Source organism: Leptospira sp. WS58.C1 (assembly GCF_040833995.1).
GTDB classification, from domain to species: Bacteria; Spirochaetota; Leptospiria; order Leptospirales; family Leptospiraceae; genus Leptospira_B; species Leptospira_B cinconiae.
The window spans coordinates 3,631,159-3,653,516 of sequence record NZ_CP162137.1 but is presented as its reverse complement, the minus strand read 5'-3'; the positions used below and the strand labels follow the sequence as shown (position 1 = coordinate 3,653,516).

Here is a 22,358-nt window from a genome sequence, read left to right as displayed (position 1 = left end):
ACTACTCATTTAGACTTCGAAAAACATTCCTCGAAATACGGTAGTTTTTGAGTGTTATTTTTCAGGGAATATGCAGGCTTTGTAGGAAGCGGAAACTATGATAGAATTTAACTACAAAGAAGAATACGGGGTCTATAGAGTCACTCTCAAGACTTCCGAGACCGCCCCGGGAACCCTTCATAAAATGGTGAAGGCAATGTTCTTTATGGGATTCGAGATCCTTTCCGGTGATATTCGCACGATTAAGGAAGGAGAGTCGATGATTAGTTACGATGAATTTCTTCTCAGATCTTCTGAAACGGATTCTAAAATCAAAGCCTCCAAACTCGGTATCTTAATGTCTTCCGTATTTTCCGATGATAACGCTTTGGAAGAGATGATCCAAACCTCAAGTGAAATAGATATTCGAAATACATTTTATCTAGGACAAGATTCTCAATTGGAGTTTGAAGACTTACCCGGCAATTCTGCTACAAAGTTCTACTTAGAAGCTCCGGATAGAAAAGGATTATTATACTTTGTCACCGGAGTTTTGAAGGATCTCGGGATTAATATTCTTTCCGGGGAAGTTAGAACCGACGGTAAGTCCTTAAAAGCTCAGGATACATTCATACTAACCGACTCTCGTACAGGGCTCGGTTTCTCAGGAAGTTCCATAGAAGAGCGGATTCGTAGATATATTCTGCAAAGCAGCCTAAATCAAGTTTGATCTAGCATATTTGAAACGTCCAAAGTACTAAACCGACAAAAGAGAAGTATATGGTATCGGAATGATTCGATTCATCGGATCAATTTGCCGATATTGTAATTCAGGAGTTCCTTCCGCCTAACGATGGACGCAGCCAGAGATTTACAAAAATTCGATTTTACGGAAGAAGTGATCCAACACTTCCGAGAAAATAGGATTATACCGGTCGATTTTTATAATAAGCACGGACAGATCCTTATCCATAAAAAGGATATGGCCACAGGAGACGATATCAGTCGTCTCCAAAAATTCGAAAAACAAGGGATCTATTTTCTTACTGCTGAGATTGCCAAGATCCATCCGAGTTCCGGTAGAAAAAGTTCCTTAGATCCTTCTTTCGACAAATTGATCAATCCTGAACTCACTCTGGATATGTCCCGGGGAGCAACGGACCTATTATCCGATATCAAAAAGTTTCCGCTGAACGGAGATCATGTAAAAGAGATCAATAAATCCATAAACGCAGTACTAGACGATTTTAAATCCTCTCCGAATATGGAAACCGGACTAGTCAATATCATAGAAGTGATGAAAAATGCGGGTATGCCCGTGGATTCCGAGGTTCTTACGAAAAGGACAGTGATTGCTATGGCTTTGAAAGTAAGAGCTGCAAAGGTTTTTACCAAAGCGGATATGGATCAGAAAAAAGTGGAGCAGATGAATCTGATGATGGCTTCTTATCTCGCAGACATCGGCTATACTCAAATGAAAATCCCCACTCACGCGAATCTTAAACCGGAAGAATTGGAGTATATCAAAAACCATCCCATCATCAGTTATTTGATGATCGCGAATATTCCGGAGATAGAGGATCCCGTTAAATCTGTAGTTCTAAATCACCATAGACCTCATCGCGGAGAAGGGATGAATAATAATTATCCCCAAACCAAACCTTTGGTGCAAAAACTCCAAGGTTATAGAGAAAAATATAAAGACGATTATCGTAAAAATCTTTTAGCTACCGATATTCAGAAGCAAGTAAAGTCCATTCTTACTAACGCGATCTCTTACGAAGATATCGGAGTATTATCTATTGCAGGTGAATTCGCTTCATTGACGACCCCTCAACCTTGGAGACAACCGATGGACGGCCTCAAGGCGATGAAGCTGATCTTGAATAATAGTTTTTTCGCGTATAATGAAAAAACTCTGAAAGACTTTTTTGATCATGTGGGTCTTTCTTTATGCGATAATCAACCTTTCATCAAAGTGGGAGATTACGTTATTGTCGCTTCCCAGGATTCGAATCGTAAGGTTTTCTTTGAGATCTGTATTATCAAAGAATCCCATAAAAATTCCATTCGTCCGATGCTCGAGAGGATTGGAACTATCCGACCGAAGTTTGCGAACAACGGAAAGATCAGGATCTCGGGTTTCGAAATGGGTAGCTTGAGTGTAGATAGAAGGAGGGCGATCTTCAATCTGGAGCGCAACGCTGACCCGAGAAGGATCATCTATTTAGTGGATCCGGAAATTGATCCCGAATTTTTCGATTCCTTAGATCGTAAAGTACGGGAAACGTATCCCTCTAGGACTTCTTCTGATCCGGATTCCGCCTCTAAACCATCCGTTTCTTGATCGATTGACACAATTTCGGAAATTTATTCTTGCCTACAACTAAGGCTTGATCATTTCTTTGTTACTAAACAGATATCTTACTTAAACGTTATGTACATTGGGCTTATTTTTTTGGCCCTTTGGTGATGCGTATGGATTTTTACTATGACTCAATTTCAAAGTGGTCCGATCGATCCTCTCAGACTTGAAAGATTTGAGTTTAATGCGGAAGTAATCAGACAGTTTAAAGAAAACCAATCTATTCCCGTAGATTTTTATAATAAGAACGGGCAGATCTTAATTCATCGCAAAGATAACGCTAGCGAAGCGGATATTAACAAACTACAAAAATTCGAACTACAAGGGATCTATTACCTTCTCTCCGAAAGACATAAGGTGGGGATCCAAACGGAACAACCGGACTCGGTAAACGGTAAAAAAGTCTCTTATATCAAATTAGTGAATCCTGATCTTACCTTGCAGATGGCAAGACAGGCCTCCGATCTTCTCAAGGAATTGAGAGACTATCCATTAAACGGTAATCATGTGAAGAATGTCGCGAAGGCGATCGATGTGATCCTAGATGATTTTGCAAATAGCCAGGATGTTGAGCTGGGTCTAGTCAACGTCATCGAAGTAATGAAATCCGCAGGAGTTGAAACGGATTCCGAAGTCCTGACCAAAAGAACGGTTATCTCAATGGCGATGAAGCTAAGGAGTTTAAAAGCGATCTCGGTTAAAGACAGCGAAAATTCCAAAGCACAACAATTGAACTTGATGATGGCGGCTTATATGGTCGATATAGGCAAGGTCAGAATGAAACTTCCGGACCATGGGAATCTAAGTACGGAAGAATTTGAATACGTTAAAAATCATCCGATTGTCAGCTATTTGATGATCGGGAATCTAGCTTCTATCCAAAGTCCGGTAAAAACCGCAGTATTGAATAGCCATAGGCCATACAGAGGAGAAGGATTGAACAATAACTATCCTTCTACTGCATTTTTAGTGAAAAGACTGGGGGAATATTGCGAAAAATATAAGAACGATCTTTCTAGAAGTGTGCTTGTGGAAGATATGCAAAGACAATTGTATATTCTACAAAGTAATTCGTATAGCGAAGACGATCCTGCGATTATTTCCATTGCAGGGGAGTTTGCCTCTCTTAGCACCGCTCAGAATTGGAGGCCGGCATATTCTCCTATCACTGCCATGAAGTTGATCTTGAATAACAGCTTTTTCTCATATAATGAAAGAGTAGTTAAGGAATTTTTCGATTTTATGGCTTTGAGTTTATGTGAGAACAAAAGTGTTCTAAATGTGGGAGACTATGTGATCGTAGTTTCCACGGACTCTCAGCACAAGATCCACTTCGAGACATGTGTTATTCGGGAAATTAACAAAAACCAAACCCGTCCCCTCCTAGAAAGAGTCGGGACTATACGGCCTGTTTTCTCGAATAAAGGAAAGTTAAAGATCGTGGGTTACGATCGAAAAACGTTCCGCCCGGATATAAGAAAGGCGGTTTTCAATCTCTCCAATGCAGTGGATCCTAGAAGGGTAATTTACGCGATTGATCCGGAATTGGATCCTCCTTTGTTCGATCTGATAGATAAAAGTTATCGCAAAACGGCTCCGAAATCTGTCGCGTAAACGATCCGCTTTTCCTCTCCACTTTGGAATCCTACTTTCTTCCGTTGGTGGTCTCCTGTTTTCTGGTACTGTATGCCTTCCAGTTGGGGTAAAATATTCAAAGTCAGTACGTTCGGAGAATCTCACGGCGAAGCGGTGGGAGTTGTTGTCGAAGGAGTTCCCGCAGGAATTCCGATCCGATTGGACGAGATCCAAAAGGATTTAAACAGGAGAAGACCCGGACAGAGTAAACTCACCACTCCTAGGGACGAATCAGACACAGTTCGAGTTCTTTCGGGGGTTTTTGAAGGGAAAACGATCGGAAGTCCGATCGCATTGATCGTAAACAACCAGAACACGATCTCCAAAGATTACGAAAATTTAAGAGAAACGTTCCGCCCTTCCCATGCAGATTATACTTACCAAACCAAGTACGGATTCCGCGCTCACGTTGGGGGAGGAAGATCCTCTGTTCGAGAAACGATCGCAAGAGTCGCTGCAGGTGCTATTGCCAGAATGATCTTAGAGGACGATCTAGGAGTGAAAACGGTCGCATGGGTGGATACGATCGGGACCATCTCTTCCGAAATTGCAGAAAACAAATATCCCCAAACTAGAGAGGAAGTTGATATAAACGAGGTCCGTTGTCCTGACACTCAGGCCGCGGATAAAATGCGTGCCCTTATTCTACAAATGAAAGAAGCAGGAGACAGCGTGGGTGGGATCATCCGTTCTGCTTCTTATAATCTCCCGCCCGGTCTTGGAGATCCGGTGTACGACAAATTGGATGGAGACATAGCGAAGGCCATTCTCTCTATTCCAGCGTGTAAAGGTTTTGAAGTAGGTTCCGGATTTTCCGGTACTCTTCTAACCGGAAGTACTCATAACGACGAGTTTTACGTGGAAGAAGGAAGCGGAAGAGTCCGCACTCGCACAAATAATTCCGGAGGACTCCAAGGAGGGATCTCTAACGGAGAAACTTTGGTGGTCCGCGCCGCGTTTAAACCTACATCCACTATTTTCAAAAAACAAAATACTGTAAATATCGAAGGAAAAGAAACCACACTGGAGGCGAAAGGCAGACACGATCCGTGTGTTCTTCCGAGAGCGGTTCCAATTGTGGAAGCGGCCGTAAACCTGGTTCTAGTAGACGCCTACCTTTACCAAAGAGCGATGAATCCGCAGTGGTTCCAAAAATGGGCCAAAATTCCGGATTATTACAGAGATTTAAAACTCTGAATTCGTCTCTTTAGTCTGCAACGGACTTCCAGGATCTGAGACAGGCTCTCACCTCTATGCGATCTAGAAACGGGTTGCCAACTTAGAATAGTACGTTTCAATTGAGATTTGGCGCCTGGCTTGTTTAGAAAAACGGAGGTTCGAGTGGTCAAGATAAAGATAGACGGGATCGAATACGAGGTCGACGAGAAAAAAAATCTAATATCCGCCGCTAAAGATGTAGGAGTGGATATACCGTTTTTCTGTTATCATCCTAAATTATCCGTAGTCGGCATGTGCCGCATGTGTCTCATCGAGATAGAAGGGATTCCACGTTTACAAGTAGCTTGCAATACTAAGGTAACCGAAGGACTTTCCATCGTCACAAAAAGTGATAGAGTGAAAGAAGCGAGAGAAGGCACGATGGAGTTCTTACTCGCAAACCATCCTTTGGATTGTCCAGTCTGTGATAAAGCCGGAGAGTGTCAGCTCCAAGACAATTCCTTCAAAGAAGGAAAAGGAAATTCCAGATTCACATTTGAAAAAAGGAATATTCCTCAGGAAGAGATCGGTTCTAATCTGATCATCAACCACAATCGTTGTATCGTATGCTATCGTTGCGTTCGTTTCGAAGAAGAAATGGTTGGTGAATCCAACCTTGGACTTTTCGAAAGGGGATATCATTCCATCATAGGACTGGCAAAAGAAGAACCGATCAACCATAATTACCAGGGTGCGCTTGCTGATATCTGCCCTGTTGGTGCATTATTAAATCATAAAACATTATTCAAATCCAGGGTTTGGTGGTATAAATCGGAAGAATCCGTTTGTCCTGGCTGTAGCACCGGTTGTAAAACTTATACAAACGTTCGGGATAATAAAATGTTCCGCTATATGCCTCGAATAGACGAGGAAAAGGATCAGTATTTCCTTTGTGATAAAGGAAGATTCAATGTCGACTGGTTGAATACAAACAGACTTTTCTCCTTCTATAAGAATGGAGAAGCAAGTGTTAGCTCTACTGTCCTCGATGAGATTTCCGAAAAAATCTCTGGATCCAAAAAGATCGCAGTGATCGGCGGGGCTCACGAATCGGATCAGAACTTAAAAGCTATCAAAGAATCCTTATCTAGGCTTGGAGTTGCATTCGTAACCGAGGCTAGAATAAGTTCCGAACAATACAAAGAGCCTGAACAAGTGGATTTCTTATACACTACGGATCAAAGACCGAACACAAAAGGTGCAGTAGATGCAGGATTCGTTTCCGTTGAAGGAATCGATTCCATTCGTTCTTCTGCTGCAAAAGGTGAATTCGATCTGATCTTCGTGATTAAGGAAAAAGTTTCCGAGATCTTGGCTGGCGTGCCTTCCGAATCTATAGTAGTCTTAGAAACGAACCTTACGCAGGACGTAGCTAAGGCAAAATATTCAGTACCGATCAAAGCATATTCGGAACAAAGCGGAAGTTTTACGAATAAAAAAGGATGGATCCAGAACTTTAGTAAATCAATGGAAGCCCCAAAAGGTTTATCAAGCTCTGCGGAAATTTTTTCAATATTGGAAAAGAAAACGTTAGAATTACGTTCTAACCCTAGAGAGGCAGCCGTTGGGAACCGTTAATGTAATTAATGTAGCGGCAAAACATAAGCCGGCTTGGTACCAAAGATTATATTCCTATTCCATAGCGAATGGATTATGGATCACGTTAAAACATTTTATCAAAGCCGCTTTTTTGAAAGGTGCAGTCACATTAGAATTCCCCGAAAAGAAAAGAAAGTTCTCTTCTCGTTTCCGCGGAATGCATACTATGAAACGAGACGAGTTGGGTAGAGAAAGATGTACCAGCTGTTTCTGCTGTATGTGGATTTGCCCTGCAGACGCGATCAAAATAGAAGCAGGACATGTTACTCCTGAGATCCAACATCTTCATCCGGAAGATAAGTTTGCTAAAAAATTCGAAATAGATTTATTGCGTTGTATATTCTGTGGGATGTGCGAAGAGGCCTGTCCTAAAGGTGCGATCTATTTGGACGGTCCTGCGGAGATGGCCGCGGACAATAGAGAAGATCTGATTTTAACTAAGGAAAGAATGATGCAAAAAGTCGGAGGACCAATCTTAGGAGAAAGACTCTAACCCTCCGGCTTTTCCTGTTTATAGCTCGCTTTGCGAGCTTCAGGAAGTGTAACGACTATAGCTCGCTTTGCGAGCTTCAGGAGCTTAGAACAAGGCTCTTATGAAACTCTTCGATTAGAATTTCGTAATTCCGACGAGTCAAATTCTCTTGGTAGTTCCCGATTTGCTTTATCCAATATCGGTGAATGTAATCTTTTCGAAGCGTATTCCAAACAAGCTTCAATATCCAAAACCCGAATATTCGGATATTCGTTCAGAATTTCACGGTATCCGAATCCTAAGAAAATCATATCTAATATTTCTAAAACTCGGATCGAGGTCCCCCGGATCACGGGTTTACCTCCGCAGATGGAAGGATGGGATACGATCCGATCTATAGTTTCTGTATTTGTTTCCATTCTAATTTTACAACAAGGCTCCCAGCCAAATTTTGAATCTTTAATTCTTTAGTCTGAAATTTTTCCGAGGAAAGAAATAATCCGTATGATTTAGGGAATAAACAACTTTCAAAAAAATCCTTAAAGTAATAAAAAGAATAAAATATAAATAAAAGTAACAAAAGTACTCATAGGATAAAAAATTCAGCTTAAAACAAGCCAAGTCAATCCAAGGAAGAAGAATTCGATTCGAAGTTGAGCAGCTTCACAGATCCTATTCTATTATAGACGTTTTTAAACGTTCGAAATATGGAAAACGGCTCCATCGAATCAATTTACACTAAAATCGGCGACGTCTTCAGATATTGCCGGATGGAGAAGGGACTCTCTTTAAAGGAACTTGCCGACACTCTCAAAAAGGAATATGGCGTTCCATTCAATCCGAACCTTTTAGGAAAAATAGAAAGAGGAGAGTCGAGATTACTTACTCATGATTTTATCAATCTTTGTTTATTCTTTCGCTTGGAGCTAAAAGCGTTTTTAGATAAAGATAAGAAAAGCTCACACGAAACTGCGCTAGGTGATCTAACCGAAGATCCGGCAATTCGTAGGATTTTAATTTTTATAAGCGAGAATAGAGGTTCCAAAGGATTCGTCACATTCTTAGAAGAATTCATAAAATTTATGGGACCACAATTGATCAGAATGAGCAAAGATCAGGATCCTAAAAACCTAAAGGCAGCTTCACCAAAGAAGAAGGGCCGTAAGTCTTAATTCTCATCCCCTTAGTAACTCTATCTTCCTTCTCAGTTAAATATAGAACGAACTTTATTCATTAAAATCGAACAAGCTTTCGAAATAAAAATTTTATTTATTTCAGAAATTATATTATCTAGTTTCGAAAATAAGTGAGAATTAAGGTGCCTATACTATCCTATCGTTTAAATACATAAACCTCCACATTAAAACTAAAGAGGGATCTTAATGAAGAGAATTATCATCCGGGGTGTATATACTCTGGTAATCATCGGGCTTATCAGCGGGTCTTTTGTGGCTTGTAGCGATAAGTCCTCGTCGAACGGAGCGGAGTTAGGAGTGCTTTCTAGCCTTCTTCCTTCTAAAAGCGGAAATGGATCTAAGTTATTTAGCGCAGCAGCCAGCACTTATTTTCATAATGAGATTTTTCCTCCCCATTGGTTGAATTGGACCACCGATGGTGCGAATCCGATCGAAACAGGGCCAACGTTTTTAACCCGCGGTTTACGATGCAGCGGTCGTTATTGCGATGATATAAATCTTCTAGCAAGCGAATCCGGATACACTCACACCAATAGCTGGTGGACAGATTGGTTTTCGGAAGAAGGTACAAACTATCGTGTTTGTGATAATAACGCGTTTGTTACCGGGATCAAATGTTCCGGAAGTTATTGCGATAACGTTTCCTTGAAATGTTCTCAATTGAACAATAATGGAGTAAGGAATAATTGTTATTGGACTTCCGGCATCTCTGAGGAGGACGGCGGGAAATTCGTAGCTCCTGAATCCATGTATATCGCTGGCGCAAGCTGTAATGGTCGTTATTGCGACAATATGAGCTTATATCTTTGCCAAGCCGATAACGGTGGACCAAGTGTCGACTACGACGCGTTGGCACAACAATTTGCTCCGCGTTTGAGATTCGATCAAGAGACTACTACGGGTTCGGGAGATTCTGGTAAATGTTTCACTAGCGATCCTCAGACCTATTACACTCAGAGAGCTGCCGGGGTTCCCGCTCAAAATCTTTGTAATAAGGATTATTCCACTATTGCAAACAACCAAGTACCTATTTTCTACGAAGCTTCTCCTGTCGGAACAAATGCAGTTCTTCTTAGATACTGGTTCTTCTATGCTTGGCAAAGTACTTGTTTCCTAAGCTTCGGAAGTCACGCCGCTGACTGGGAAGGAATGAGTGTACTCGTAGTAAACGGACAAATGAAACGAGTTGCTTGGTCTCAACACTCCGGATGGTATTCCAAAGAAATCGGGAACTTTGAAGTTGTGAACGGTACTCATCCTGTCGGTTATGTTGGTAAGAATGCGCACGGATCTTTCCATGATGACGGTGGATCAGGCGGTTGTTTATACTTCGAAGATTTCAGAAATCCGGGGAGCAACGATTATCACCAGGATACTTGGAACAATTTAGTTAAATTGAGAAGAGGCGGAGATGCTCCTAGCTGGATGAATTGTGAAGGATCGGCTTGTTTCGACGGGATCGGTCATCCGATGGAAAGAGGGGACTGGCGTTCCCGTGCGGGTTGCGGATCCGACGGATGTGATAAGTCTTCCGTGGGAGGAAATATTCCTTTCGTAAACGATCCGACCGGTTCGGATTATTCTGCGATTTCCGCAAAACATAGCGGCAAAGTATTGGATGTTTCCGGTGTGAGCACTTCCGACAACACCAACATCTGGCAATGGACGAACGTAAATCAGGATAACCAAAAATGGTTACTTGAATCTACTGGAGATGGATACTTCAAGTTTATCGCAAAACATAGCGGCAAATGTATGGATGTGAAGGGAGGATCGACTGCGGCAGGAATGAATGTAATCCAATATTCTTGCGGTAGCGGAAACAACCAAAGATTCCAATTGCTCTCTTACGGAGATGGATTCTTTGCTCTTCAGGCAAAACATAGCAGCCAGTGTTGGGACATCGCCGGCGGAGCGACTGGGGATGGAGGTCTCCTGATCCAATGGCCATGTGCTTGGACGGATAACGAAAAGTTCCAGTTCTTACGCTAAAATTACCTGCGGGAAACCGCTGTGTTCTGTAAAAAGAGTAGGGCTCTCGATTTTCGGGGGCCTTATTTTTTTCGCTTCCGCAGAATCGGAATATCCCAAAAATTAGCAGAAATCCTTTTTTTCGGTCCTACTGAACAAAAAATGCAAGGTCTTTCCCAACAGGAATTTATCACTCTTTACGAGTCCTGCAAGAATACTGTGTACCATTTCCTGCTAAAACTCTCAGGAAATCCCGAAATTGCCGAAGATTTGACTCAAGAGACATTTTTGAAGGCCTTCGAGGTCATGGATAGATTCGATCCAGAGAGAGGTAGTTTCTCCTCTTGGTCTTGTACCATCGCTAAAAACCTCTATTTTAAACATTTCAATCGTACAAAGAAGGAGACGGGGAACGTCTCAATTAATGTAGAGAATTTTCCGGAACTCTCGGGGGGGAACCATGAGGATCCTCTTGAATTGGAGAAAAATTCTCTCAATTTAGCATTAAAAGATGGGGTTTCGCGTCTTCCTGAGCCTGAGAAGAGTATAATATTACTGAAGGAAATCCAAAAGAAAACTCTCAAGGAAACTGCGGATACTCTCGGAATATCGGAGAGAACCGTTAGTCGTCGTTTGCTTAGTGCGTTCAGATTATTAAGAACACATCTTGAAGCGGAAGGGATCGGACTATAAGATGGCATTAGATACTCAACAGTCAAATAGTTTCGAAGACCTACTAGAGTCATATCTTTCCGGCGAGCTGGATGCTGCAGGGAAAAAACAACTTTTGGAGATCGTATTAAAGGACCCTGAAAGAGCGGTCGAATACCGAAGACTTACCCAGATCCAATCCCAACTCAGAACTCCTAGCGCTTCCCAGGAGTTAAAAAACATTTCTCCTCAAACTTCCTCTAAAACAGTTCTCCCTTTCCCTAAACCTAGGATCTATCTCGCAGCGGCAGCTTTGGTATTTGCAAGTTTTGGAATATACTTCTATCAGAGTTCCCGGATCAAAAAGGGCGAAGCTACTTTGGATAAGTTCACTTATTCTTACGGCGATTGTTCTATCGAAGGTAAAACTTCCCAAGCAGGCGAAGATGTCTCCGGAAAACGGATCGTATCCGGAAAATCTTCCGTTTGTGATGTTCAGTTAGAAGGTAAAAGGAGTGTGACTCTTAGAGCCCTACCTGACACGGACTTCACTGCGGAACGTCAGGAAAATGCTATTCATGTATCCCTTGGATACGGAACAATTCTTATGGACAGCCAAGGCCCGAAAGATTCGGAAAATATTTCTATTGGTTCTGATGACTTTAGATTGGTCTTAGAAGGAACAAAAGTCTCTATCAACAAAGGACGTACTGATTCTTCTTTATCCGTAAAAGTATTAGAAGGAAAAGCGAGATTAGAGTCCGGAGGAGCCATTTTCTGGGAATCGGTCTCAAGTTGGTTGACGAAAGAAGAAATTGCGCTACTTGAAAAAGAATATCCGATCTTATTCGATAAACAACAAGTAATATTAGAATCTGGACAACAACTTGCATGGAAGGGATTCTCTCCTGCAAAAATAAAAGGCCTTAAAAAGATCGAAGACTCGATTAAGGCCGGTAAAAAATCCTTACCTAGCGCTCAGTTGGACGAAACTCTCATTAAGAGTTTGAAACCTCATGTGGATTCGCTTCCTAAGGACCCTTTTTTGATCTCTCCTAAAGAGCTTAAAAATTCCCTAAAAAAGATCCTTCCGGATGAAAAAGCGGATTTGGAAAGAAAATTTGCAAGTATGGTTCGTTTCCCTCCAAAAGATCTGAAGGAAAGAGAACAATTGATGGAGTTGGTCAAGAAGGTGGACAAGTCATCCATTACGGACATTTTAAATAGTAAAGGTCCGAGTGCTTCACATGTTATCTCCCAAGAAGTCCGTATTCTATATCTAAAGGATGGATCGATGGAAAGAGGGATAATTTACCAGCAAGATAGCTTCTATGTAGTATTAAGACCGGATGGAAACTTGATCATTCCGGTAGACGCTGTAGAAAGAATAGAATCTGAATAGTCGTCTTGTTTTTTCTACCGAATTGCCGATCTTTGCTGATTTACACCATTCTTGTTTAATATTTCGATTCTGCATTTTTCTTCCAGAATGGAAGATATAATATGGTGAAAAGGATCACTCCTAAAGCCTGCATCCAAAGAATATAAATAGGCCATGGACCTAAATAATCCATTAAAGAGCCTGCTGCCGATTTTTCTCTCATATATCCATAATTCGCGTCTAAAGCAAAATCTATAATCAAAGCAACAATAACGTAGATCTGCGCGTAAAGAACGGCTCGAAGAACTGAACCTTTTCTGGGGATGAGCTCCAGGCCAAATACAACATAAAGAGTGGCAATGACCAGGCCGGAATGAGCTATAAAGAATATAAAAAAGTAGATATGAGGAAATGTAACTGAAAGATCCGGAGTAATAACCCCTTGCATGGAACCTGCAATTACCCAAAAATAGGAAAGTTCCGCAAGAGTCCTGTTTCGAGTAAAAAGCGCCAGAGAGGTTACGATTGCGGACCAATTACAAAACTCCATAGGAAGATCATAACGTATCTGCCAATATCCCGAATCGATCCGATATATTACATAAACCAAATAATTTAAAAGAAGAATAATCCCGAGTACATACCCTATCGTATTCTTAACTTTGGGAGAAGCGAACTTTTTAGAGAAGTACGGGAGTCCGAAACCGAGGAAAGCCGTGAGAAAAAGAATAATAAAATGGAGAGGGCTCCAATGTTCGAATCTCATTGAAGCTAACCTCTCTTTTTGTTAGCTATAATTCAAATCATAAATTCAATCGAAGATAGGCTTAGTTTTCACACTAAATATCATTTTCATTTCTTCTTCAGTGAATTGGTGGGGTCTTTTTCTCTTTAGATCCATAAACAGTCCTTGCACTAAAGAAGTAAGGATCAATTTTTTTGTCTTTTTAGAGAATACATCATGTCGAAATGCCAATCTATTCTTCTCCGCTTTTTGATACACAGTTACGATCACAAAATTTTCCGGAAAACCCATAGAGTCGAAATAGTTTAATTCGGCTTTGTAAACAACCGGACCGATCCCTTTTGCCTGTAATGCATGTAAATCCAATCCGCATTGATAAGAAGAGCGGATCCTTGCATCGTCTAGATAATACTGGATTGTTTCTAGATTTACCTTACCTTCCGGATCCATCTCCGCCCAGCCTACGCTGATCGGATGATAGAAGGCATACGGATAATCCTCTTCCGAATAAAAGACCTCTTCCGAATCGTTAAAAAGGCTCATCACAAATCTTGCCTTACATACCAATGTTGAATCGGAAGAGCGGAAAATTTCCTGTATAATCTCCGTCGATTCGGGATCGGAGTGAAGAATGTTCGTAGTCACTACTGCATCTTCCGGATATTTTAACTCTGCTTTGTATTCTATCTCGCATTGGCGGACTACTAAGCGGTCTGAACTAAGGATTGTTTCTCCTTCTTCTTTTAAAAGTTGGAATGTTTTGATCCTTGCTTCTTCAAAATAACTTTGGTAGGTACCATTATTTACATGTCCGTTTACATCTATGTCGGATTTACGGACAGGAACGGTGAAGGATGTGCTGATCTTATCTGTTTTTTCCATGAGCCTCATAAAAAGCCTCCGGTAGACAAAATGGTCTACTTCGTAAATTCCAGAATAAATTATGGTAGACAAATCAGTCTACCATAATTATAATCGGAAGAGAAAAAAGATGAGAATCCAAAAGGACTTAATTCGATCGGAAGATCCGGCCAAGGACAGGATCCTCCAGGCGGCGTTTAAATTGTTCTATTCCAAGGGTTATCCGAATACTGGAATAAACGAAATTTTAGACGAAGCGGGTGCCTTTAAGAAGAGCTTGTACATCCATTTTCCCTCAAAAAGGGATCTGGGTAAGGCTTATCTTTTGGAACAAGAAGAAGCTATATTAGGTTTTGTTAAAAGGATTGCTGCAAAAGAAAAAAGATATTCGGACTTTATCCGATCTTGGATGAAAATGTTGAGAAGAGGACTGAAAAATACGTATATTTACGGTTGTCCTTACGCAAATTTATCCAATCAAACACATGACGAACCTGAGATCTCGGATTTTGTAAAAGTCGCATTAAATCGTTGGGTCCAGGATTTCGAACTGTGTTTAAAAGGATTTACTTGGAATTCTAAAAAGTCAAAAACCGAGTCCGAGTTAAAGGAAATTTCCGAAAGTATCCTTTTTTATTATCAAGGTGCGTTACAATTATATGGAATGTCAGGCGACTTTAAACATATCCATCGACTAGAAAAAGCACTTTTATCCTTGGATAAGTAATATTATATTTTAAGAATATATTAATCCCAAATGGAATTAGCGCACTCTACCAGGTCGCCTGCGAAATAATGAGGAAATGAATAAACCAATTTCCCTGTGACCGGATTCAGATCTCTATAAGAAACTGAATCTATCCGTAAAGTATCCGATTCATCCCTGTAAATCTTAAATTTCAAATGTAGTTTGAACTTATCCTTTCCGTATTTGAAATTCGTATTGTCCTTGCATGATTTGAAACAAGTATCGAATACTTCCTCAACATTTCGATTGGCCCGAAGAGTAAGTGATTGTTCCTTACAATTGAAAGAACACTCGTCAGGATCGGAAGGTTCGTACGGAAATTCGATCAGAACTAATTTGTTTCCTTCGATTTTATAAGATCCGTGAATGACGGGAACAAGCTCTCCCGGTCTTCTGCTTCTCATAGTCGCGTCGGAAGGAGGATTTAGGATCAATTCTAACCCGCTGATCTCTAAATATAGTTTGGAATCTATTTTGGGAAAATTTTTTTCCCAGTTTAAACAAACTGTCTTACTCTCGGGCTGAGCTCCTATAAAAAAAGGAAAACTGATCGCGAAACAGAAAAGAATGGAAAATGAGAACAACTTAACTTTCATTTGCTTGGAAAGTTATTTTATAATGGGCTAGGATAGTCTACCAGCAGAAAACCTGATTTTCGGAGCCGATTAGTAAGATTCGAATTCAGCATTGGATTTTTCCGAAAGGAGGAAGGATTTCATTTTTGCATGATAGATCTATTTAGAATTCCAGGCAGGCATGGACTTTAAGGCTTTCTTATAGATCGGGCAACCCGGACCATGAGCTCCTTCTAAATAACCTGTGCTCATTAAAAATTCGTTCACTATCTCCCCACCAACGAACACGAAAGTTTTTTTGAATAGTTTGGTCCATTCTTCCAATGATTTGGGATGATGCGAATACAACCAATCATGGAAACTTCCGAATTCCTTTTGGAGACCGACAATTACGTTCGCATTATGAATGGCGGCGTTTATTTTAAGTTTGTTCCGGATGATCCCTGCATCGTTCATAAGGCGATTGAAATCTTTTTCGGAAAACTTTGAGATCTTTTTAATAGAGAAGTTTTTATAAGCCTTACGGAAGTTTTCCTTCTTTCTTAAGATCGTGGTCCAAGAAAGACCTGCCTGGTTGATCTCTAAGATTAGCCTGCCGAATAATTCATCGTCCGATCTTAGGGTAAAACCGTATTCCGTGTCGTGATAGATTTTATTTTCCGGATCTTGATCCTTTTCAAGCGAAAGAACATATTGGCAATATTTTGTAAGAGCATTCATAAAATAAGAAGAAAAGAATCTAAAGAGTTAAATCACTTCTTACAAAAGAACAGGCAAGAAATTTTTTGAATTCTTTTCTAACCTGTTCGTAAAACTGCCAAATGAGCAAACGGTCTAAAATCCGATCAACATACCTCCGTCTACTCGGAGAGTTGCTCCGGTAATCCAATCCGCTTCTTCGGAAGCTAGGAAAGCGACTGCAGAGCCGACCGCTTCTTCCGGATTTCTTTTGATTTTTAAAGGAATGGAATCCAAGATAGAATTTCTAATTTTTTCCGGGACATGCTCGGCAAATCGATTGTTGATAAAACCGGAAGCAACACAGTTCACGGTTATATTTCTGGAAGCGAGTTCCCTTGCGGCGGATTTTGTGAGAGCAAATAGTCCTGCTTTTGCCGAAGAATAGTTTGCCTGACCTGCGTTACCGTAAAATCCTGAAACAGAACCAATATTTACGATCCTACCTGATTCATTCTTTAGCATAAACTTTGCCGCCGTTTGGATTCCGAAGAAGGCGGCTTTCAAATTTACGGAATGTACTTTCTCCCATTTTTCCTCGGACATTCTCAAGAGTAGATCGTCTTGGACGACTCCGGCATTATTGATCCAAATATCCAAGGCTCCGGTTTTCTCGATTGCAAATTCCGCCAATTCCTTGTTTTGATTTTTGGAAGTCACATCACAGGTTTTCCAGAAGACTCTCTCCGGATTAATCCTCGCCAATTCATCCGCAGTTTGCTCACAATTTGAATCTTCTAGATCGGAAAGAATAACTTTGGAACCTCTTTCCAAAAACATTTTTGCGATTACTTTTCCTATCCCTCTAGCCGATCCGGTGATGACAGCAGTTTTTCCCTCTAACATATCCTTCTCCTATTTATTTCGATGTCGAAATATTAATGCAAAAAATTCCCGTTAAGGATCGAAACTCGAATGGATTTTACTTAAAATCCGCATGAATTCCTCTTTTTCTCCCGGCTCTAGATTTTGACTCAGCTTTGTGAGTGTTGCTTTGGAAGCTCTTTGCACTTTTTCTAGTGTTTGTTTTCCCTTTTCCGTTAATTCAGCCGAAGTTACTCTTTCGTCCTCGTACGGTTTGGATCTTTTTATATAGTCGTAATCCTCCATTTTGTCCAAAAGAGCCGTCACTGTGGAATTGGTTCTATCTAATAACTTTGCCAACTCGCTCATCGTAAGTGGGCCTTCTTTTCCCAAAACAAAAAGTACTCCGCCATGGGCAGGTACCAGATCCTGGATCCCTTGTTTTAGGAATTCTTCGGACAAATGTTTTTGGATCCGGTCTCTGGTCCTGGATAATAAATGAATTACATACTCCGGCTTCATTTATTTAGACATCGAAATAGTTTGAAAGTTTTGTCAAGTCGGAAAATAGAAGGAACTTGTAAAATACCTAATCCGATTTATAGATCATTTGGATTAGAATTTAGTCGCCTATGGACATAAGAAATTTTTTTCCAAATGGATTTTCTTGCGAAATTCCGAAAAAAACCCTGTCCCTCAATGTTAATTATTTTCGTATAATAGAATATATGGGCCTCTCTTTCAGACATTTCGTTTATTCCCTACTGTTCGTGCTTTCGTTTATACTGAGTTCGAATTGTGAGGGAGATCTGTATGAGATCCAGGACCCTTCTTTAGGAATGGAGAAAGGTGCTGTATATTATGTAGAGACCCATAAGTTAGCTGATACTCAAAATTTGAGAATTTTCGCTGAACCTTCCGATCATAACGTATATGCCCATTTTAATTTAAAAATTTCTCCCGAACGTTTTCTGAAACAAGGTTGGAAGGAGAGTAACCAAGTAGATGAAAGTTTTTGGAAAGAGGAATTAGCTTGGGACATCTTTCATTTCGGATTGGAAGCGCCACTAGAACTAGCGGATGCTAAAGTTTATATCAGAGAAGATCTGCCGGGAAATTTTTCTGGTAATATAGAGGTACTTGTTCTAACGGGAAACGAAGGTTATTTGGTTAGCAGACAATTCAATTCGGATTCTAAATCTTACTTAACTAATTTTAGTTTTTAGGTTTTTCCTGAGAACCTGCCGGTTCCCTAAAATTGATCTCAAATATATCGTAATGTGATTCCCTAACCCCAGTTACAAAGGCCACCGAAACTCCCAAATAATATTTGCCTGTATATTTCATTGCTTTCCAGGCGAATTCCGCCATTTCTTCGGAAGTTATGGAGAACGGATGAATTCTGCCCTTTGACTCATCCATATAAAGACCTTCGTACGTTCCGACAATAGTTCCTTTGTATTCTAGACTTAGGATCCTTCCCATAACGGAGAAGTTTCTTTTTCCACCGGTCTTACGAGTTACCATCTTATCGATCGGATGAGAAGTATCATGTGCCTGGACCCAAACAGTAATTCTTCCGCTTGGATCTTTTACGGGGGTTGTATGAGGTATTATATTTTCCTGATATTGCGCGCTTATTATTTCGATGCTGCTTGAAAGAGAAATCGGCTGGATCCTGTGAATATTGAATTGGACGACTATTGTCTGGTTCAGATTTTTCATCAGAAAGTTTACTACATCCGCATTTTCCGGGCGGACACTGATATTTGCCTTTCTGCGCATAGGCATAAAACATTCGTCCCTAGCTTCGTCACATTCTTCGGCAGGATCGTAGGTAAGTACTTCTATCACACCCTCATAGGACTCGTAGACGATGCCTCGACTCTCGAATTGGATCAATTTTGCGACAGTCCAGCCTTCCGAATAAGTTCCCAAGGCAAAAACGGGGGATTGGAAGAATAAAACCGAAATATAGAGGAAGACGGAATATTTTCTAAGGGTCATAAATCTCTATTGGACGAGGTTTTTTGGTTCTTACTACCTATCGGTATATATAGGATTTCAAGGTACAAGTATTTTTACTTTATAAGGCAATCCAAAGCAAAATATCGAAATTTTTTCTTTCCAAAATTATCACAATCCCGTTTCAAAACCCCTTTATTTTTCTTTTTCAGGTAGAAGGGACCCTCGTATCGCGGTGGGTTTTCCAGTAGCCCGAATAGCTAAAGATAGATGATCTTTTTAATGATTCTTATTCTCTCGTCAACGTTAGCCGACATATAAAATTTTTTTATCCTATTTGGGGTATCTGATTTTGATGAAAATCATCCAAAGTGCAAATAACTTTCCGTATACTAAGTGGAATTTAAAAAAAAATTCCACTAACGCGGATTAATTATACAAATTCGATAATTTTTTTGGAACTTTTGTCTGAGTTGTATACAGTTTTTACTAACGTAGGAAGAAGGCATTTTAACCCCGTCGGGGTTTTGGTGCTATTTAATTTGGAAATAGAGAGGTCGAAAAGTTCCGATATGAAACGGTTTACGACATTTTTTCTCAAGAGTATTCTAACTCTTGTTATTCTTTTCTCCTTTGTAAATTGTCCGAAGGGTGGAGGAAAGGGGCCTTTGTTTTTGCCGCCTGGCGAAACTGTAGAACCTCCAAATCCTGATCCTACTATTCGGGTTTACAGAGGAAGTGGTACGGTAACGTCCGTATCTGACGGTTCCACCGAAAATTTAGGAAGTGTAAAAATTACGGAAAGTAGTACTGCCCGTGTTTTTACGATCCAAAATAACGGTGAGTTAACTTTAAATCTGACTAATACTCCGATCGTTGCGAAAACGGGGGCAGAAGCAGCGCAATTCACGATAGATCAATCAGGTACTGATAATGTTTTAGATCCTGGGGAAACTACCGAGTTCACTGTGACTTTTTCTCCATCTTCGCCAACCGGAACGAAATCGGCTCAATTGCAAATAGCATCTAACGATCCGAATACTCCTACTTTTATTTTGAATCTTAGCGGAACTGCAAACCCTGCACCTGCTCCGGATATCCAAGTAAGAAGGGGATCCACTACTCTTACCAGTGGGTCGAGCGTTCATACTTTTACAAGTGTCCAAGAGAATACGAGCGGAACAGCGGTTTCTTTTACGATCAACAATTTAGGGGATGCTGCTTTAAATTTAAGTACGATCACTCTAACTGGAACAAATGCTGACCAGTATAGTTTGGATACTACGGGTACTAACAGTTCCGTTGCCGTTTCCGGCTCCACAACATTTTCCGTTACATTCTCACCGACCTCTACCGGGACTAAAACTGCTACGATTACTATCCCAAGTGATGATGCAGGTACTCCGAATTTTACGTTCGGTCTTTCCGGAACCGGAACTCCAACTCCTGTTCCAGAAATTAACGTACAAAGAGTCACTGGTTCCGTAAACATCGCGGATGGAAGCGGTACTTTCGATTTCGGAAGCCAAGTAGAGAATGTTGCGGGTTCTGCGGTCCAATTTAGGATCCAGAATTTAGGAACTGCTTCTTTAAGCTTATCCGGAACTCCAATCGTGGAGATTACCGGAACCAATTCCGATCAATTCGAAGTGACTGTTCAACCAAGCACTGCTAGTGTTGCTACTTCTTCGAATACAACCTTCTCCGTTCGATTTGTTCCTACTTCCACAGGTGCAAAAACGGCGTCTATTTCGATCGCAAACAATGATTCGGATGAAAATCCTTATAACTTCACGATCACTGGAACCGGAACTCCAACGCCTGTTCCCGAGATTAATTTGAAGCAAGGTTCGACAAATATTGCAAGCTCCGGAACATATTCGGGCATCGCGGATACCAGGATCGGAACTACTAGTGCGACTACAACGTTTACTGTTGAGAACACTGGAACGGCAACCTTGAACTTGAGCGGAACCCCGCGAGTGGTTGTTGGGGGAACAGACGCATCAATGTTTAGCGTTTCTTCTCAGCCTTCGGCAACTGTTGCAGCGAGTGGAACTTCTACTTTCACGGTTACCTTCTCTCCAACTTCTACGGGAACGAAGAGTGCGACTTTGACGATTGCAAATAACGATTCGGATGAGAGCAGTTACGTAATCAATCTTTCTGCGATCGGAAATGAGCCGACTGCTCCTTGTTTCGATATCAGTACCGGAACAAAATCGACTAATGATGCGACCTTCGGAAGTATTTTTGAAAGTTCGAATATTTCCTTAACGACCGGAACCGCCTTCCCGACGGCTCTTTTCTATGCCGACCAAGCGAGTGCAGGATCGAGCAGCTTGATGTACGCATATTATTATGCGACTTCTGCGGAAACTACCGGTTTCTATGGCAGGGACGGAATCGGAACGACTGCGATTTCCGGAATGTGGCCTTACGGCAGGAATACTTCCGAATTCTTGTATAAGGATTTTGGAACAGGCTCGTTGACATTCTCACCGAGCACCAGCGCTACAGCATTAGTGGCTTTGGATTCTTTCACAAGCTTTGTTACTGCGAATGCGAGTTTCCGAGTGGTTCGTAGTTGTAGTCCATCCTTGTTGGAAGAAAGGTCTTTCACCTCCACTACCGGAACTACAAGCTCCAGCGGACTCTCCAAAGAATGGACGTACCGTAAGAAAATGAAGGTAAATCTGATCTTCGTTCAGGGAACCTACCCGACTTATACAGTCGCTGGAGTCCAGGAAGCTGTTGATAGGATGACTAATATCTATGGTCAAAACTCAGTGAAGATAGACCTTCAATTTTCCGCTACGTCCATTAGTGCAGCTGAATTCCAAGATATAACGGATCTAAGCGACGATACTGGAACGGTAGCCAGTTCCCTTACTAAGTTGTATGTTACGAATCCAGGAAGTGCACAGGCGGCGGATAGTTTAAATATCTACATTACAGCGAGCGAAAGCGAAGTAGGTGGTGTATTAGGAATAGCATCCGGAATCCCAGGTTTGCCGGGAGTCGTCGGAACTAAAAAGGCAGGTATGATTGTCTTCTTAGAACCTCATAGAACATCCGGGACTGCAGGAACTGCACTTAGTGCCGCAGACTTAACGTTCATGGGAGACACTATGGCTCATGAAGCGGGTCACTTCCTTGGATTGTTCCATACGAATGAGAGAGGTGGATTTGACAGCACTCTTGTTTCTTCCGTAAGCAATTGGCCGTTCGGGATATACAATAAGGATGCTATGTCCGATACTCCATTCTGTAATAAGTCAAACGATGCAAATACTGACGGAATGGTATCCATAAGTGAATGCAGCGGTACCGGCTTCACCAATTCCGGAGCATCAAATCTAATGTTCTGGGCAGGTGACGGAGTTACTTCTCAAACACAACTTACCGGCGAACAAGGTTGGTTATTAAGACTCAACCCGCTGGCTTATTAACAG

General features: G+C 41.2%; 21 protein-coding genes. 13 read left to right on the top strand and 8 right to left on the bottom strand.

Annotation, left to right across the window (positions count from 1 at the left end; translation table 11 throughout):
- Positions 1-97 precede the first annotated feature (97 nt).
- The 6 genes from AB3N61_RS16765 to AB3N61_RS16740 all read left to right on the top strand — a co-directional run bounded on the left by AB3N61_RS16765 (position 98) and on the right by AB3N61_RS16740 (position 7,289).
- On the top strand, positions 98-709 hold the full coding sequence (locus AB3N61_RS16765) for an ACT domain-containing protein (RefSeq protein ID WP_020769360.1): 612 nt from the start codon (positions 98-100) through the stop codon (positions 707-709).
- 123 nt (positions 710-832) lie between these two features.
- Complete coding sequence (locus AB3N61_RS16760; protein WP_367898146.1) at positions 833-2,326, top strand: HD-GYP domain-containing protein; 1,494 nt, start codon at positions 833-835, stop codon at positions 2,324-2,326.
- 144 nt (positions 2,327-2,470) lie between these two features.
- A complete protein-coding gene (locus AB3N61_RS16755; RefSeq protein WP_367898145.1) occupies positions 2,471-3,958 on the top strand; it encodes a c-di-GMP phosphodiesterase in 1,488 nt (495 codons plus the stop codon).
- A gap of 72 nt (positions 3,959-4,030) precedes the next feature.
- On the top strand, positions 4,031-5,176 hold the full coding sequence (aroC, locus tag AB3N61_RS16750) for a chorismate synthase (protein ID WP_367898144.1): 1,146 nt from the start codon (positions 4,031-4,033) through the stop codon (positions 5,174-5,176).
- Positions 5,177-5,320: 144 nt separating this feature from the next.
- On the top strand, positions 5,321-6,775 hold the full coding sequence (locus AB3N61_RS16745; RefSeq protein ID WP_367898143.1) for a 2Fe-2S iron-sulfur cluster-binding protein: 1,455 nt from the start codon (positions 5,321-5,323) through the stop codon (positions 6,773-6,775).
- On the top strand, positions 6,762-7,289 hold the full coding sequence (locus AB3N61_RS16740) for a NuoI/complex I 23 kDa subunit family protein (protein WP_020769397.1): 528 nt from the start codon (positions 6,762-6,764) through the stop codon (positions 7,287-7,289). Before AB3N61_RS16745 ends, AB3N61_RS16740 begins: the two co-directional genes overlap by 14 nt.
- Positions 7,290-7,387: 98 nt before the next feature.
- Here AB3N61_RS16740 and AB3N61_RS16735 read toward each other — a convergent pair whose 3' ends face one another.
- Positions 7,388-7,687 (bottom strand): DUF433 domain-containing protein, encoded by a 300-nt coding sequence (locus AB3N61_RS16735; RefSeq protein WP_020769022.1) that lies wholly within the window; start codon positions 7,685-7,687, stop codon positions 7,388-7,390.
- Positions 7,688-8,038: 351 nt separating this feature from the next.
- Here AB3N61_RS16735 and AB3N61_RS16730 point away from each other — a divergent pair, with 351 nt between their 5' ends.
- The 4 genes from AB3N61_RS16730 to rsx all read left to right on the top strand — a co-directional run bounded on the left by AB3N61_RS16730 (position 8,039) and on the right by rsx (position 12,488).
- Complete coding sequence (locus AB3N61_RS16730) at positions 8,039-8,440, top strand: hypothetical protein (RefSeq protein ID WP_020769299.1); 402 nt, start codon at positions 8,039-8,041, stop codon at positions 8,438-8,440.
- 210 nt (positions 8,441-8,650) lie between these two features.
- Positions 8,651-10,456 carry an RICIN domain-containing protein gene (locus AB3N61_RS16725; RefSeq protein WP_232420984.1) on the top strand — a complete coding sequence of 602 codons (1,806 nt, stop codon included), beginning with the start codon at positions 8,651-8,653 and terminating at the stop codon, positions 10,454-10,456.
- A gap of 141 nt (positions 10,457-10,597) precedes the next feature.
- The gene (locus AB3N61_RS16720) at positions 10,598-11,128 is read left to right on the top strand and encodes an RNA polymerase sigma factor (RefSeq protein WP_036089357.1); all 531 of its coding nucleotides are present in this window, start codon (positions 10,598-10,600) and stop codon (positions 11,126-11,128) included.
- Position 11,129: 1 nt separating this feature from the next.
- Entirely contained in the window at positions 11,130-12,488 is a 1,359-nt protein-coding gene (gene rsx / locus AB3N61_RS16715; RefSeq protein ID WP_020769064.1) for an LIMLP_03685 family anti-sigma factor, read from the top strand.
- Between the two features lie 55 nt (positions 12,489-12,543).
- On the opposite strand, the gene AB3N61_RS16710 is transcribed toward rsx, so the two are convergent.
- Positions 12,544-13,233 carry a TIGR02206 family membrane protein gene (locus AB3N61_RS16710; protein ID WP_367898142.1) on the bottom strand — a complete coding sequence of 230 codons (690 nt, stop codon included), beginning with the start codon at positions 13,231-13,233 and terminating at the stop codon, positions 12,544-12,546.
- 45 nt (positions 13,234-13,278) lie between these two features.
- Positions 13,279-14,103, bottom strand: a complete 825-nt coding sequence (locus AB3N61_RS16705; protein WP_367898141.1) for an acyl-CoA thioesterase — start codon at positions 14,101-14,103, stop codon at positions 13,279-13,281.
- Positions 14,104-14,203: 100 nt separating this feature from the next.
- Between AB3N61_RS16705 and AB3N61_RS16700 the strand changes: the two genes are divergently transcribed.
- Positions 14,204-14,800 carry a TetR/AcrR family transcriptional regulator gene (locus AB3N61_RS16700; protein WP_367898140.1) on the top strand — a complete coding sequence of 199 codons (597 nt, stop codon included), beginning with the start codon at positions 14,204-14,206 and terminating at the stop codon, positions 14,798-14,800.
- Positions 14,801-14,820: 20 nt separating this feature from the next.
- On the opposite strand, the gene AB3N61_RS16695 is transcribed toward AB3N61_RS16700, so the two are convergent.
- The 4 genes from AB3N61_RS16695 to AB3N61_RS16680 all read right to left on the bottom strand — a co-directional run bounded on the left by AB3N61_RS16695 (position 14,821) and on the right by AB3N61_RS16680 (position 17,460).
- On the bottom strand, positions 14,821-15,417 hold the full coding sequence (locus AB3N61_RS16695) for a hypothetical protein (protein WP_367898139.1): 597 nt from the start codon (positions 15,415-15,417) through the stop codon (positions 14,821-14,823).
- Positions 15,418-15,555: 138 nt separating this feature from the next.
- On the bottom strand, positions 15,556-16,116 hold the full coding sequence (locus tag AB3N61_RS16690) for a DNA-3-methyladenine glycosylase I (RefSeq protein ID WP_367898138.1): 561 nt from the start codon (positions 16,114-16,116) through the stop codon (positions 15,556-15,558).
- A 114-nt stretch (positions 16,117-16,230) separates the two neighbouring features.
- Positions 16,231-16,980, bottom strand: a complete 750-nt coding sequence (locus AB3N61_RS16685) for a glucose 1-dehydrogenase (protein ID WP_020769233.1) — start codon at positions 16,978-16,980, stop codon at positions 16,231-16,233.
- Between the two features lie 51 nt (positions 16,981-17,031).
- A complete protein-coding gene (locus AB3N61_RS16680; RefSeq protein ID WP_020769366.1) occupies positions 17,032-17,460 on the bottom strand; it encodes a MarR family winged helix-turn-helix transcriptional regulator in 429 nt (142 codons plus the stop codon).
- Between the two features lie 206 nt (positions 17,461-17,666).
- Here AB3N61_RS16680 and AB3N61_RS16675 point away from each other — a divergent pair, with 206 nt between their 5' ends.
- A complete protein-coding gene (locus AB3N61_RS16675; protein ID WP_020769173.1) occupies positions 17,667-18,164 on the top strand; it encodes a hypothetical protein in 498 nt (165 codons plus the stop codon).
- Here the strand turns inward: AB3N61_RS16675 and lsa26 are convergent.
- Positions 18,154-18,945, bottom strand: coding sequence for a surface adhesion protein Lsa26 (gene lsa26, locus AB3N61_RS16670; RefSeq protein ID WP_020769043.1), 792 nt, complete (start codon positions 18,943-18,945; stop codon positions 18,154-18,156). The genes AB3N61_RS16675 and lsa26 overlap by 11 nt on opposite strands.
- Before the next feature lie 530 nt (positions 18,946-19,475).
- On the opposite strand from lsa26, the gene AB3N61_RS16665 reads away from it, so the two are divergent.
- A complete protein-coding gene (locus tag AB3N61_RS16665) occupies positions 19,476-22,355 on the top strand; it encodes a choice-of-anchor D domain-containing protein (RefSeq protein ID WP_052005210.1) in 2,880 nt (959 codons plus the stop codon).
- The last annotated feature ends 3 nt before the right edge of the window (positions 22,356-22,358 follow it).

Coding starts and splice junctions, on each gene's coding strand:
- AB3N61_RS16765 (WP_020769360.1), top strand. CDS start 98: ATGATAGAATTTAACTACAAAGAAGAATACGGGGTCTATAGAGTCACT.
- AB3N61_RS16760 (WP_367898146.1), top strand. CDS start 833: ATGGACGCAGCCAGAGATTTACAAAAATTCGATTTTACGGAAGAAGTG.
- AB3N61_RS16755 (WP_367898145.1), top strand. CDS start 2,471: ATGACTCAATTTCAAAGTGGTCCGATCGATCCTCTCAGACTTGAAAGA.
- aroC (WP_367898144.1), top strand. CDS start 4,031: ATGCCTTCCAGTTGGGGTAAAATATTCAAAGTCAGTACGTTCGGAGAA.
- AB3N61_RS16735 (WP_020769022.1), bottom strand. CDS start 7,687: ATGGAAACAAATACAGAAACTATAGATCGGATCGTATCCCATCCTTCC.
- AB3N61_RS16730 (WP_020769299.1), top strand. CDS start 8,039: ATGGAGAAGGGACTCTCTTTAAAGGAACTTGCCGACACTCTCAAAAAG.
- AB3N61_RS16725 (WP_232420984.1), top strand. CDS start 8,651: ATGAAGAGAATTATCATCCGGGGTGTATATACTCTGGTAATCATCGGG.
- AB3N61_RS16720 (WP_036089357.1), top strand. CDS start 10,598: ATGCAAGGTCTTTCCCAACAGGAATTTATCACTCTTTACGAGTCCTGC.
- rsx (WP_020769064.1), top strand. CDS start 11,130: ATGGCATTAGATACTCAACAGTCAAATAGTTTCGAAGACCTACTAGAG.
- AB3N61_RS16710 (WP_367898142.1), bottom strand. CDS start 13,233: ATGAGATTCGAACATTGGAGCCCTCTCCATTTTATTATTCTTTTTCTC.
- AB3N61_RS16705 (WP_367898141.1), bottom strand. CDS start 14,103: ATGAGGCTCATGGAAAAAACAGATAAGATCAGCACATCCTTCACCGTT.
- AB3N61_RS16700 (WP_367898140.1), top strand. CDS start 14,204: ATGAGAATCCAAAAGGACTTAATTCGATCGGAAGATCCGGCCAAGGAC.
- AB3N61_RS16695 (WP_367898139.1), bottom strand. CDS start 15,417: ATGAAAGTTAAGTTGTTCTCATTTTCCATTCTTTTCTGTTTCGCGATC.
- AB3N61_RS16690 (WP_367898138.1), bottom strand. CDS start 16,116: ATGAATGCTCTTACAAAATATTGCCAATATGTTCTTTCGCTTGAAAAG.
- AB3N61_RS16685 (WP_020769233.1), bottom strand. CDS start 16,980: ATGTTAGAGGGAAAAACTGCTGTCATCACCGGATCGGCTAGAGGGATA.
- AB3N61_RS16680 (WP_020769366.1), bottom strand. CDS start 17,460: ATGAAGCCGGAGTATGTAATTCATTTATTATCCAGGACCAGAGACCGG.
- AB3N61_RS16675 (WP_020769173.1), top strand. CDS start 17,667: ATGGGCCTCTCTTTCAGACATTTCGTTTATTCCCTACTGTTCGTGCTT.
- lsa26 (WP_020769043.1), bottom strand. CDS start 18,945: ATGACCCTTAGAAAATATTCCGTCTTCCTCTATATTTCGGTTTTATTC.
- AB3N61_RS16665 (WP_052005210.1), top strand. CDS start 19,476: ATGAAACGGTTTACGACATTTTTTCTCAAGAGTATTCTAACTCTTGTT.